Origin of the sequence: Microcoleus sp. SVA1B4 (genome assembly GCF_036700545.1) — a bacterium.
Classification (GTDB): domain Bacteria; phylum Cyanobacteriota; class Cyanobacteriia; order Cyanobacteriales; family Microcoleaceae; genus Microcoleus.
This window is the reverse complement of record NZ_JAUBPB010000033.1, coordinates 1-12,999: the sequence shown is the minus strand read 5'-3', so window position 1 is coordinate 12,999 and position 12,999 is coordinate 1. Positions and strand designations below refer to the sequence as shown.

Annotated in this window: 14 protein-coding genes; 3 read left to right on the top strand and 11 right to left on the bottom strand. The window is 47.9% G+C overall.

Annotated elements, in window-relative coordinates:
* Positions 1-201: 201 nt before the first annotated feature.
* From QT987_RS16470 to QT987_RS16435, 8 genes are all read right to left on the bottom strand, one after another.
* Positions 202-2,187, bottom strand: a complete 1,986-nt coding sequence (locus tag QT987_RS16470; protein WP_333241790.1) for a hypothetical protein — start codon at positions 2,185-2,187, stop codon at positions 202-204.
* Positions 2,187-2,732, bottom strand: coding sequence for a hypothetical protein (locus QT987_RS16465; RefSeq protein ID WP_333241788.1), 546 nt, complete (start codon positions 2,730-2,732; stop codon positions 2,187-2,189). The genes QT987_RS16470 and QT987_RS16465 overlap by 1 nt, the downstream gene beginning before the upstream one ends.
* A 13-nt stretch (positions 2,733-2,745) precedes the next feature.
* Complete coding sequence (locus tag QT987_RS16460; protein ID WP_333241786.1) at positions 2,746-3,468, bottom strand: hypothetical protein; 723 nt, start codon at positions 3,466-3,468, stop codon at positions 2,746-2,748.
* A gap of 66 nt (positions 3,469-3,534) precedes the next feature.
* The gene (locus QT987_RS16455; RefSeq protein ID WP_333241784.1) at positions 3,535-3,825 is read right to left on the bottom strand and encodes a hypothetical protein; all 291 of its coding nucleotides are present in this window, start codon (positions 3,823-3,825) and stop codon (positions 3,535-3,537) included.
* Positions 3,826-3,838: 13 nt separating this feature from the next.
* On the bottom strand, positions 3,839-4,057 hold the full coding sequence (locus QT987_RS16450) for a hypothetical protein (protein ID WP_333198307.1): 219 nt from the start codon (positions 4,055-4,057) through the stop codon (positions 3,839-3,841).
* A gap of 3 nt (positions 4,058-4,060) precedes the next feature.
* Complete coding sequence (locus QT987_RS16445) at positions 4,061-4,267, bottom strand: hypothetical protein (RefSeq protein WP_333198306.1); 207 nt, start codon at positions 4,265-4,267, stop codon at positions 4,061-4,063.
* A gap of 2 nt (positions 4,268-4,269) precedes the next feature.
* Entirely contained in the window at positions 4,270-4,446 is a 177-nt protein-coding gene (locus QT987_RS16440) for a hypothetical protein (protein ID WP_333241782.1), read from the bottom strand.
* The gene (locus QT987_RS16435; RefSeq protein ID WP_333241780.1) at positions 4,443-5,072 is read right to left on the bottom strand and encodes a hypothetical protein; all 630 of its coding nucleotides are present in this window, start codon (positions 5,070-5,072) and stop codon (positions 4,443-4,445) included. The genes QT987_RS16440 and QT987_RS16435 overlap by 4 nt, the downstream gene beginning before the upstream one ends.
* Before the next feature lie 163 nt (positions 5,073-5,235).
* Here QT987_RS16435 and QT987_RS16430 point away from each other — a divergent pair, with 163 nt between their 5' ends.
* From QT987_RS16430 to QT987_RS16420, 3 genes are all read left to right on the top strand, one after another.
* Positions 5,236-5,469, top strand: a complete 234-nt coding sequence (locus QT987_RS16430) for a plasmid partition protein ParG (RefSeq protein ID WP_333241778.1) — start codon at positions 5,236-5,238, stop codon at positions 5,467-5,469.
* Between the two features lie 163 nt (positions 5,470-5,632).
* Positions 5,633-8,791, top strand: coding sequence for a DUF3854 domain-containing protein (locus QT987_RS16425; RefSeq protein WP_333241776.1), 3,159 nt, complete (start codon positions 5,633-5,635; stop codon positions 8,789-8,791).
* Positions 8,792-8,836: 45 nt separating this feature from the next.
* The gene (locus QT987_RS16420; protein ID WP_333241775.1) at positions 8,837-9,889 is read left to right on the top strand and encodes a hypothetical protein; all 1,053 of its coding nucleotides are present in this window, start codon (positions 8,837-8,839) and stop codon (positions 9,887-9,889) included.
* 56 nt (positions 9,890-9,945) lie between these two features.
* Here QT987_RS16420 and QT987_RS16415 read toward each other — a convergent pair whose 3' ends face one another.
* From QT987_RS16415 to QT987_RS16405, 3 genes are all read right to left on the bottom strand, one after another.
* On the bottom strand, positions 9,946-10,254 hold the full coding sequence (locus QT987_RS16415; protein WP_333241773.1) for a hypothetical protein: 309 nt from the start codon (positions 10,252-10,254) through the stop codon (positions 9,946-9,948).
* 268 nt (positions 10,255-10,522) lie between these two features.
* Entirely contained in the window at positions 10,523-11,299 is a 777-nt protein-coding gene (locus QT987_RS16410) for a DNA-binding protein (RefSeq protein WP_333241772.1), read from the bottom strand.
* The gene (locus QT987_RS16405) at positions 11,296-12,222 is read right to left on the bottom strand and encodes a hypothetical protein (RefSeq protein WP_333241770.1); all 927 of its coding nucleotides are present in this window, start codon (positions 12,220-12,222) and stop codon (positions 11,296-11,298) included. Before QT987_RS16405 ends, QT987_RS16410 begins: the two co-directional genes overlap by 4 nt.
* Between the last annotated feature and the right edge of the window lie 777 nt (positions 12,223-12,999).

Below are 12,999 nucleotides of genomic sequence, written 5' to 3'. Positions count from 1 at the left end.
TCGTAAGTTTTTGTAATGCAAATGGTGCGCGTGTGTTGCTCTTTTCCAGGGACGTAATGCACACCGCTTACCTGTGGCTGCGAGAACATTATTGCTCTTTTTGCGCCAATTCACGGATTGAATATAGGTGATATATTCTGCACTTCTAGCCATTGTTTTGTCCTCTTTTAGTGGAGATAATGTCACCCCGATTAATGCTTATTAGTCGTCCAAATCATCCTCGCTCAAGTCATCCTCGCTATCACTGATTCCCTTGAGATTTTTCAGCATTTTTCTGGCCTCTACGAATAGCTGATGATTGCGCCCGCCACGGGTGACACCCCAAAGTACCCAAATCGTTTTCTTGAGTCCTAATTTTTGCTCAATAACAAGCTTTGCTAGTTCGAGTTTTTCTTCGTGTTCCAGGGGAGAATCAGGGGCGAAAACTGGTGTTTGGTGTGTTCCAGCCTTGAGCGCCTCAAACATAGCTGAAATGCGTTCCGCCCTTGTTCCGTAGGGCGTTCCTGGATTCTGCGAGCCTGTTCCCAGAGCGTCTAAAGGCGTTCCAGCCTGTTCCGAGATATCAGAAGTCGGAACAGTCGGAACATCGTCAAATGATGGCTGGTTGCCTCCAAAGCTCAATTCAATTTCCGGCATCAAACCTAATACTGGGTTGCCAATTGTGGAGAGGATGACTGGGGTTTGCTCAGCCATCGAAATAGGAATTAATTGCTTCAAATCAGAGGTTAATTTGTCTCTGGTATCCTTGCTGGCGATGACTCTTTGATTGTTTAACAACTGTTCAATTACTCCATAAGAACCTTGCTCCTCATCATTGCTCGTAGTTCTCACCAAACCTTGAGCTATGAGCGCCAAATTGAGACGGATGTTTGAGTCAGCGACTCCACTTGATGCAAGGTTAAAAGTTTGGGTGCAAATAAAATACCCCACATTGTACTGACCGCCAACAGTCGCGATACTTCCCAACTTGGAAGCCTTATCTTCCCATAGCTGTGCATTTCGTTTCTGCACTAAGCACTGGTGAGTAGCAAACCAATCTTCGAGGATTAATTTAATTGGTCGATTGCGGTAGGTTTCCTCGGTTGCTGGTTGGGATTTCCGACTCTGCAACTTCGCGTAAACTTCGTCCAGAAACTTCATCGACTCCTCTGGAAATAGCGGGTCAAATATGGCAATTCGGTTGCGAGGAACGCCGGGAAAATCTTCGTATTTTTGGGCAATCACGTAGATTTCAGCCGGAGGAAAGCGCGTATTTGTGTCTCGCAGCCACTTGTGCAGAGTGCGAGTTTTGCCAGTGCGAGTAGGGCCAGCTAGGAAGATTGATGTATTGATGCCCGCTAGGGAATTTAGGATTCTGGCTGCTATTTTCCGAGCTATCTCAAGGTTGGAGCTTAACTCAATTATCGCTGCTGTTGAAGATTCAACCTTGTCGCTAGGGTTGTTAATGCCGTCAAATGTTTGTGTCCCCGTTAGCTGAAGTTGAAAGGGATTCTTTTGGTTCCGCAGAAAAGCGATATATTCTTGCTTTTTATCCTCAGACAATCCCGCAGTTTCCGCCTCGAAAACTGCTTCCTCAGCTTCCATTTGAGCAATTCTGATATCGGCTTCACCCAAAACTTCACACTGTTTTAAAACCACCGCACAGTCATTCGCGACCGCCTCCACATCGCCCTCGGCCTGTACTTCTTTAATCCTCATTGCCCGGTAATCTTCCAGCAGCTCAGTACGAGCCGCCAGTTGACCTTTTGCTAGGTCGCGCTTCTCTGCAAGAATCTCATAGTTGGCAAGCTGTCGCTCAGAGTTTTGTAGGCTTCTCAAGCCAGCACCCGCAGCCCAAAAACTGCATCCAGCAAGCGCCATCCACAATGCTTTGTGCGGATTTGTGGCGGGTATTTTCTTATGGAAAACCACGTTGGGATTTGCTTTCCACCGCTCCGCATAATACTCGGTCATGATGTAGGGTTTGCCTGTTTTATCAAGACATTGCAAGGCTTGTTTGTTGCGGATACAGAGTTGCACCCGATTGCTGGCTGTTCCCGTTAATGCAGTGATTCCGCTACCTACCCCCAGCAAAAGTACGAAACCGACTGTCGACAACTTGACCGCAACTGGGAGTCTTTCAAAGGTCAGTAGCAGTGCGCGGTTTGACTTAAGTAATTGAGCGTGTTTTTCGGTTAATGGTGTCATTACTTGCTCCCTCCTTTGGCTTTGAACATTAGGCAGAAAACGATAATGACAAGCCCAATTGAAGGCAAGTAATCAAAGTTACTTGAAACAGGTTTTTTAACCGTCTGAATTTCTTTGATGCCTATCTCCAAGCGTGGTTCTGCGTCCCCTACTTGCTGCCCTTCAGATAACGGTTCGGCAAGGCTGGCAATCATGCCAAGCGTCACGCCACCGCCAACAATTGCAGTAGCCAAGCGGTGCTTAGATTGCCCGGTAATCTTGGCTAATAGATAAACCTGATAAACCCCTATTGGCACTATCGAACCGCCTGCGACTTGCATCAGATGGAATGCAAAAACCACTGCTGAACCGATAGCTACGGGTGCGACGACTTCACACAGATTGGCAGCGTCCCGATACTGGCGCTCGGCGTTAGTTTCCTCCGGCTGCGGTTGGTCAATTGTTGGTGCGGTAACTTGCTGATATTGCTGCTGTTGCTGGTGTTGTTGCTGGTGCTGTCCCCCTCCCACAAAAGAGAGGGGACTGGCTCCGATAAATTCGTGCATAGTCCCCTCTCTCTTAGCGATTGTTGAAATTCATTACGTTCGCAAACCAGCCGCCAAACCCTCTAGCTGTCCCGGTTGCGGAGACGCTGTTGGAGGCGCTAGTAGCTCCAATAGTGACTGGCACTTTCTCCTGAATCCCTTTGTCCGACCCGACTGTGGCTCGACTGAGCAGCTTCTGTCGGCGTTCTCGAAGTGATTCTTGAATTGTTTGCCTCTTCTCTGCAACCTCACCCCGATTTGCGATGGCCTCCATCTTGTTCTCGTGTCGCCAAAGCTCGGCCTGTAAGTCGCCTGTGAGCTCGGAAGCAATCTCGGCTAGTCCGTGCTGACGCTTGGTTTCAATCTTCAGCATCGCTGCTCGGTCTTTGGCATCTAATTGCTCCATCTCAGCCCCAAATTCCGCATTGAGCTTGCGAATTTTAGCGATGGCATTTGCAACTTTGGAGCCGAATTTTTTCCTAATTTCTGTCCATCTGACCTGACCATCGCTGATTTTTTCCAGCGACTCTAAGTAGCTTGTAGCGTTGTCAAGGAAGGGTTCTAAAACTAAGGCAAGCTGTTCGGCATTGGCTGCTTTATCTGCCATCGCCTCCAACTTCGTAACATCGCTCAAGTATGAAAGAATGTCAGCCTCTGTGTCTGCCCAGTCTCCCGCTTTTTCGTCAATGTATGGGCTGTGTCCTGCTGCTGGGTTCCTTATTGCTACGCTGCTGCTGTCGTTGCGTCCAAAATCCATAGTAAAATCTCCTTAGATGAGTCCCCCCCTTTTTGTTAAGGGAGGGAGGATTGTGTGGCCGGCCGATTACTTCTCTAGGGCGATCGGCTGGCTTTGATTTGTCATTTGGTTGAGCTTGTCAGATACTCGATCGCCCGCCGGATGACCAATAACGGGCAACAACTCCCCGCGCCGCCAGCTTTCCGAAAGTTCGATCGCCGTTGCCAAATCCAGTCCAACAGCCATAAATTGGCACTCCGGGAATCCGAGGTTATCGCAGTTGACGCACGGACGCTCTGGCTCATCGGTAACAGGCGGCTGCAACTGAGCCCAGATTTCTGGATTGGATTCAGGCGTAATTTCAAAAACTTTGGTCATTGCTCAATCCCTCCTATTTAGAAACGCTTCCAGCATCATCTGAATTCAGATTAATGCTGTTGTTAATCGTGACGTTTCCGTGAATAATTGTTGGCTCCGAGACTCGCTTTGCGCCGGATTGGTAGCCCGTATCGTACCCAATTGCAAAGACAAGAGTGCCAGCTACAAGCGCACCGCCAACCATTATCTTTGTCAGGTTTTTATCGAAGTCTTTATCATCATCGTTAAGCATCGTTTAAACCTCCTCAGATTTCACGTCAATTGCCTCGCCATCCTTAGACAAATCCTTGCGTTCCGGCGTTGGTGAAGACTTATGGTTGATGACCGTGCCAGCAATGAAATCACCCTTAATTGTTTCGACGTAATTACCGCCATTCGTATTGATAACCCGTTTTCCAGGTTTGCCGTCTTCAAAAACTACACCGTTAATAATTCGTACCATTTTTAATCCCTCAAACTGTTGATTTGACCGAGTATTTCAATGCCTTTCGCGTCTGTAATGCCTTCTTCTCTCAGACTCTGAGCTGCCACTACAACAGCGTCCTGAGATTTGTTGGCAACTACATTGAACACTCGCGGTGCGTTGTACTCGCGCTTGACTTGAACTTTGTAGAAGCTCATGATTCCGCCCCCAGTTTCATCGCCCGCAATTGAGCCAATACTTCAGCTTGGGCTTTTTGTTCGGCTTGAAAAACGGCCAGCGCCCGTGCAGCCCCACGGTTTTGAGCCGCGTTGATTTCGGCTGTATTCAAATCGGAGTCGCGTTGTTGCGCGGCTTGGTTTTCGGAAGCAATTTGAGCCAGAAGCTGCTGCACATTTTGATTCAAAGATGCCGAAGTAGAAGTCGCATTTTGGTTCAATTCCGCAATTCGCCGATCGAGTGCAGGCGTGTATTCGGAGATTGTTAATGCTCCACTGGGTGCGGAAGAGGTCGCGGTCGGTGCAGCTTCTACAAGTTTCCGCAGTTCACTCAGTTTTCCTGCATTCAATAATTTGCAAGCTTTGAGAGCAAGCTCAGAGTATTGAGTAGCCCGCGCAGCGCCACGGCGTAAGGTTGCGATATCGAGGCCGTAGATGCTCTGAAGTTTAGAAATCGATTGTTGCAGTCCTGCTTTGCTCAGCTTCAGTAGCCCTTGAATTTGCACCGCAGAGTACCAAATTTCCTCATCCTCTGGCTCCTCTGGCGAATCAAAACTATCGATTGGTTCGGATTCAACGTCAATCACCGTCTCGGTTTCGGGTTCCATAGTTCAACTTGTCTTAGAAACGACTTTTATCGATAGAAACGATTTCTATCGATATGTGACACTATAGCACAATAGCACAATAATGTAATAGCACAGTAGTCATCACAGACAAAAATGTTTATAGCCATGTGACAATAAGGAGGAAAAAACTGAGACTTAGCCTGTGCCTGAATCTGAAACCCCTGTATTCATTAGAAGTCGCGTCCCTGAGTCGGTGAGAGCGCGTTTCAAGGCAGCGTGCGCTTTACAGAGTCGGGATATGTCTGAAGTATTGGAAGAGCTGATAATGCAGTGGCTGAAGGAGCATGAACCCGCTTCGTTACCAGCCCCCACAAAGCCCCCTGCTACGGCTAAAACCAAAGCCAAGCGTAAGGGAAGCGCCAAGGATGCTAGTTAATGTCTAGCTAGTGTCTAGTGGTCAAAAGACAAATCAAAAGCGCCTCCAGCAGTTTACCTTCGGCGCTCTTGAGTTATTGTTTTTGTATCAAGTCAACCCTAACTCTGTGAAATCTTTGCCAAGAACCAGAGCTAGGAATATACCTTTCAATGTCTAACAAACAGTGAAAGCTACACTCATTGTGCCACACTCTAAAAAAAATACAAGCAAATCTGTAAAAAATTCCAATAATTCCCTATCCCCCTCGAACGCAGATATTGCAACAGCCCAATCCGCCTCAATTCTAGCAGTATCCCCCCCTCAAAAGCCAGAAAATTTGGAGCTAGGGGGAGTTCTATGTAGCATCGGCGAAAAATTCCTCACCCCCGACCACGAAGCCCACATCTCAGGTAGAGACTTACTCAATGATTGGGCCCGCGCCTGCGGCCACAGTGCCAGCATCGCCCAAGCTTCGCTTTATTTGGGGTATTCGGTCAAATCAGCGGGCATCCTATTCATAGGGAAAAACGGGCAGGTACAATTCCGGCCTGATATCCGGGAGCCGAAGCGAGGCAAAAAGGAACCCCCGAAATACCTTTCCCCAAAGGGAGAATTTGACGCTCTCCTCCCCCCATCTCCCGACAACCCGCTCTACTGGGAGATTGAAGCCCTAAAGCGAGAAGCTTTTTATATCAATGATGTGCCTTATATTCTCCTTACTGAGGGAGTATTTAAAGCCCTTGCCGGGTGCTCAAATGGCATCCCCACAATTTCCTTGCTGGGAGTAGAGCAAGGCCTGACAGGCAAAGCCCGCGACCCCGAAAATCAGCGATTTCTAGTACCCGCGCTGAGAAAGCTCGCAGAGGCCGGATTTGGCTTTATCATTGCCTTCGACGCTGATGCCATTAGCAACCCGAACATCTGGAGAGCAGAAGGAAAACTAGCCAAACAATTAGCCAAATTCGGTGTACCAGTCCGCACCGTGACAGGCTTTTGGGATGCAGGCCCGAACGGAGAATTTAAAGGCATGGATGATTTTATTCAGCACAAAGGAATTGAGGAATTCAGAAGGATTCTTGGTAAAGCAAAGCTGTTTGGCGACGAAAAAGAAGGGGATAAGCCTACCCAGAAAAAACCTCCTACCCCCCGCGAAACAGCAGCGCAAATAGCCGAAGAATACGGGCATCACTGGAAATTTGACAATGAACAAAAAGCTTGGCGAATATGGACTGGCAAGGAATGGGAGAAAATCGAAATAGGCAATTTTGAAAGTCTACTAATGACCGTAATTGATGCCAAAAATATTCCTTACAGCGGGGACGCCTACTTAACTGACGTACTCAAACTTTTAACCAAAAGGCTGAGGGTTGCTCGCTGGCAAACTTGGGACAGGAAGCGTTACATCAATTTCAATAATTACGTGCTCGATGCTAGCAGGTTTACACGCTTAGACCACTTGCCGGGTATGGGGTTTACTTCACACCTTCCTTATGAATACAAGCCTCTCACGGGCAGTACAAGCAGCGATGTGTTGGAGACGTTAAAACTAAACTGCCCGAAGGTTTACCGATGGATGAATACGGCAATGCAGGGCAACCGCAAGAAAATTCTCAAACTGTTGGCAATCATCAACGGATTGCTTAAGTTTCGATTTTTTGACTTGCAGATGCTCGTTCACTTAATCGGTAAGCCGGGGAGCGGAAAGGGTACATTTATTCGACTACTTCAAAAAATAGTAGGTCGAGAGAATTGGAAAGGATGCAAACTCAAAAATATGGATGACGGCTCAACAATTGCCAGTATTATCGACAAGCAATTGGTAGCCTGTCCAGATGAGCGCACTGCTTTGGGTGTAGATGCGATATTGTCCTTGACGGGTGGCGATGCAGTCAGTTACCGGGAAGTGTATAAACCAGCCTCTGATGCTTTTTTCTACGGTTTACTAATCATTGGAAGTAACAACCCGATTTTCGTAGGCGATACAACTGGTTTAGACCGCCGTCTGTGTCTTATTCACTTCGACAATCCCTTACCAACGGTGTTGCGAAACTCAAACATTGAAGCGGAGATGGATGAAGAAATCTCTCAACTCATTGCCGTGGCTCTTAGCCTTTCTGACAGCACAGTTACCAAGTGCATTCAAGGGGTAGGCAAAAATCAGATTGCAGAATTCAAGCTCGAAGAATGGGACATGAAGCTGCAAACCAACAGCGTTGCAGCTCACTTTGATGATTGCTTGATTGTAGACCCGACTGCCTCGACACCTACGGGCAAGATTTACGAACATTACAAGAATTGGTGCGACTCCAACCTCAAAGCAGTTTCTCATATCAAGTATCCAAAGATGCTCTCGGAGCTCTGCAACGATTACCTTGAACTCACTGGAGTCAAGTGGCAGCGTTCCCGTGGTCGCAGTTGGATTGAAGGACTAAGACTTCGCACCGAAGGGGAAACATCGCCCACTCATTCTGATGTACTTTCGGCACTTATCCCTCAAGATTCTCCTACCAATGATGCGGGGTTTGATGCGGGGTTTGACGGGGTTACGACGGGGTTACGACGGGGTTCAGAATCCTTGCCAGACGGGAATTACAGCCATTTGCGGGGTTTAGACTCTTTAAACATTCCAAATAAAACCGAAACTTCTGCATCACACGAGGAAAGCCACAAGACGAACCAGGAAACAGAAACAGTGGAAATAGAAAAAGTAGGTTTGAACCCCGTCAACCCCGTCAAAATACCAGAACCCTTACCAGTAGAAGATTTAAACCCCGCAACAAACCCCGCACAAACCCCGCACAAACTCCGTCAAACCCCGCACTCTGAACTCAACGAAGATGAACTCAACCTGCTGGACATGATTCGGATAGCAACGGCAGAACCCGACCCCGAATCTGCACGACGGGCAGCGGCAGACATTCTGCCAATCCTTAAAGATGTCTGTACCAGGGGAGCTGCCAACCGCGAGAAAGTTTGGGCCGCTTTGACCGATTCGGAGCAAGCAATATTCTCGGAACTGACGGCGAAGCCGATGGCCGCTCGCGACAATCCGCAAGAACCAAACCCCCTCCAACCCGTGCCAGAGCCAGAAATTATCGCCCCCGCCGATGCCGAAATATTGCGAGAAATTGCGACAGTTTGGTGGGATGAATACTTCCCGGAACAGTTACAAACCCTGATTACACAGATGTTTGGCTGGGGTGCGCCGGGGACTAAATACGACGCCACCACCATAAACGCTTGGCTAGTGACTGAGGACGCAATTGTGCGCGATCGGATAGGCGAATTGTGGCAACTAAAACACGGCGAAGGCTTGATAGATTCCCTTGACTGTGGCTTTTAGGTGAACTCCCCACACCCGTCGTTACCCAAATACTTGAGTTACCCCATGAAAACTTTTCTCGAATTCCATCGCACTTACCTGTTTGCAAGCAAAACCTTGATCCAATTGGCAACCGACCGCCTCACAAACAATCGTGCGTATCAAATCTCGCAAGCAAAACTGGCGATCGCAATCGCTAACCAAAAACTCGAAAAATTAGAATCTCCCGTGTCTGTGTTTAGAACTCTTTCTGAGTACGAGACGGAATTGCCCAACGTGGGGGAGTTGCGGGAGGAATTAACGGTCTTAAATCGGAGATTGGTGGCCGCCTGTCGAGTTCCCGATATTCTGCCGTCCAAGCGCGATAAACGACGGGCGATTGAGCAAGTTAAGGATGTAGTAGAGGGCGTGGTTTTGAATCTCAATCCTGAATCAGTGATCAAGTGGAACCCGCAATTATCGTTGCTGGAAAAGCACTTGCTCTCACGATTTCCGTACCTGTCGGAACAGGAAAATCTCGTGGTAGAGGGCGTTATTTTTGGGATGGGTAGTACCTGGTACAATGTCACGTTCTCTGGGGAGTATGACACTTTAATGGAGCCGATCATCCAGCGTGTTGGCGGGGGTATCGTAACTCGAAACTCTTACGGGGTTCTGGTACTTAATTCCCCTTCCGTAATGTTTGTGGATATCGACATCGAGGGGGAGGACATGAGTTGCCGATCGCGATTCGGCGGGGATATCAAATCGGCTGTGAATTTGATTGAAGCATTCACCAAGTATTCGGGGCTGGCTTTTCAGGTTTATAAAACGAAAAACGGGCTTAGGTTGCTTGAATTGTCCCGGACTTGGGATGCGCGGGGAAAAGATGCGGCGTTCGTTTTTGACAAACTTGACGCCGACCCATTGTTTGCTCAACTGTGCAAAACGCAAGGTACTTTCCGGGCGAGACTGGAGCCTAAGCCTTGGCGCGTGCGATCGAACTCCATTAATGCTGTCGCGTGGAATTTGGGGGTACTTGGACAACCGTCAAAAATTCCTTTGCAAGTACGCAAAATCCAGCAATATCACGATGGCGCGTGTTGCACCTCGATGTCGCCAAAAAGTGTCCTAGCTTAACCCACAACCCACCGCCGATGTTCTGGCGGTTGTCGGCGAGGCAGAACTTGCCCGGTTCAAGCGGAGTGCCGATCGTTGCCCCGTTTTTTTATTTCTTCGTGCTGACACGGAATGAACCAGGCGATCGGCTTGATGCGGTAACTTGATCGCCGGCCAGCAGACTTATCTGTTCGCCACTCGCACCGTCGATCGAAGCCGCCACCAAAAAAATTAGCTGATTTTTTGTGTGCCCTAAAGTCAGGCGTTTGCAGTATAAAGTCAGGCGTTTGCAGTACAAAATCAGGCGTTTGCAGTACAAAATCAGGCGTTTGCAGTACAAAATCAGGTAAATGCAGGTATTTGTAGGGGCTGCATTTTACCTGCATTTACCTGAAAATATCCTGCAAACGCCTGCAATTTCCTGCCAAATTACTGCCTTTTTGTGCTGTTCGTGCCTTTGCTTGTTGAGGCTGGTTTTGGCTGTTCTCTCTCGGTAGCAAGCAATGGTTTTGCGATCGCAAACCCTGATTTTTATTTTTTAAAAACAATGCACCCTCTTAAGTGCTAATGTTATAAGCTATCTACGCCACTAACAAGTCTACAAATTTACTCCTAATGACTGCCATTATCAATCATTAGGGAGTTCAAAAACCTTCAAGGTATTGTACCTCCAGTGGCAGCCAGTTCCGATAAAATAGGTTGATACAGCGAACTAGAAAACGGTTGAAAGCGCCTCCCCCTCTGAACAGCCAAGTGACAAAGTAATCGGAACGCTTGCGGTGCCGGCGACAAATTGACTTGCTCAACCACAATTTGTACCCTTTCAGGGTCTTGGTACAGCCTCAAAAAATCAGAGTCCACCAAATACTTAGGACAATTGCCAACTCGACAGCCATCGACTGTTGATAGCGATAAAATGCGGTGGCGAATATAGTCATTTTCAATATGCTCAATTTCAACTGCTCGCAACAAATCGCCAGGCTGTAATCTGTCAATTAGATTTAAGGCTTTTTGAGGTAAATGTTGCAATTCGCGGGCAAAGAAATGGAAGTGGGATCGCCCATCCTCATCCACTTCGGGAGGGGGAAAAACTTCCAACTGATCCGTTACCCGCTGTCCGCCACTACGAGATAGTAAAAACATGGAGTCATTCTCAGATTGGGAGAGATTTAACCAGCGCAAAAAATCTGGATAATCGGGGCGAGAGGGGCGCAGCAGCCGATTGGAAAAAACCGAAAATAATTCGGGTGATTCGTACACTTTGTCCCAGTCTGGAAACGACCACAAAGGTTTAAAACCACATTGCCGTTGTGCTACTATTGCCCCAGCCGTGTAAGCGAATTGGTAGCTATTTCCATCGCTCGTCAGCCGACCGATAGGGAACCAAGCGTGACTTGGTAGTTCGTTCCAAGCAACAAATAAAGTATTCAACTGAGTTCCTCCAGCAGTAAAAGCAGCCGACGCTGGTTAATTTCTAATATCTGTTGAGCAAAAGCAATTGCCGCTTCTGAAATACGTTCCCTTGGAATTCGGTCAAATAGACCTAGCGTATCAGCAGCCGACACTGCCTCCAGGCGTTCTTGCCACACTCTAGCTGCCTGGGGGTGCCGTTGTGCTGCTGCTTGAAAGACATCAAGAGGAGACAAGGCTTTTTTGTCCCCCACAAGAGCATAGAACGCAGACCTGCATTTAGCTGCATAGGCAGCCACAGCACTGTTGTTGAGCCGTTCGACCCGCTTGGAGTCTAGCAATTCTCTACCGAGGCTGGATGCGTGGTCGTAGGTAGGAGCAAGATGCGCTATCACCTGGCGCGTTTTCGTAGCTCTTACTTCGACAAATCCCCAGTTTTCGTGGTGGCGATCTGTGTTGCCAATCCAAGCATCTAACATTAGGTATCCAACAAAGGTGTCCCCTGCCGTAGCGATACCGTCTGGCGGCGTCCAGTTGAGGGGCTGTTCCACTGCGCTGTTGCTGATGGTGTCGAACACGATATCGAGGGTGTGTTGCGACACGTTAAAGGCTTGAAATCGGGGATAGTCTGGCACTATGGGAGCTAAAATATCGTTGCCGGGGATCAGAGTACCTGCCGAGGGCACGAAGGATGGAGAAACAGTGCCGAAAGCGCTGTTCCAGATTGCCAGTTCAATAGTGGCGCTGGGCAATCCGAGCAATCCGCACAGTTCTGATGCTATCTTTTCTGCCCAAGCTTCGCCTGTATTGGGGCGAGATTGTTTGTACAGGCACCGACCTAGTTCTGGGTGGTAAAACCAAAACTTGGGCTTGGTTCCCATCGCCTCGGTATCGGAGGCGGCGTCTGTTGGAACAGCGATGATGGGAAATGGTGTTGTTGGCACTTGTCCGCTCGATTCCGTTTTGAAAAACTTACCCAAACCTACCCTAGTCTCGACTTTCGCTGCACATAAAGCTTTCGCGAAAATTGCGGTGCATCCGGCTATCGCCGTTACTCCCTAAAAAATTAAGTCGCGAGCGTGGTCAGGGGGTAAATTTTTATCTGACTTTCAAGCTCTCTAGGACAATAACAGTTTAGCCGATTGCAAAGCGCGGGCCCGACAATAATATTTCACTCCACTGTTAAGGCTGACATAACGGCTACTGCTACTGCGCTGCCAATTTCCTCACACTTGTGAAATTTGATTTTTAATTCAATTTAGATACTGTAACTTGACTATTAAGTCAATTCACTTGTTGTTAAAAACGCTAAAAATTAGCTAATTTTTGTGTGTCCTAAAGTCAGGCATTTGCAGTATAAAGTCAGGCGTTTGCAGTACAAAATCAGGTATTTGCAGGTATTTGCAGGGACTGCACTCTACCTGTATTTACTTGAAAATATCCTGCAAATGCCTGAGTTTGTCGGTCAAACTGCTGCTTTTTTGTGCTGTTCGTGTCTTGACCTGTTGGGACTGGTTATGGCTGTTTAGTTTTGCTAGCAAGCAATGTTTTTGTGATCACAAACCATGACTAATGCGTGCAGACATAAAAATAATGCACCCTCATCAATATTGAGCATAGTGCTTACCCGACTTTCAAGCTCGATCGGACAACAACTGTTTAGCCGATTGCAAAGCGCGAGTCCGACAACAGCAATTTATGCGACTGTCAAGGCTGACATA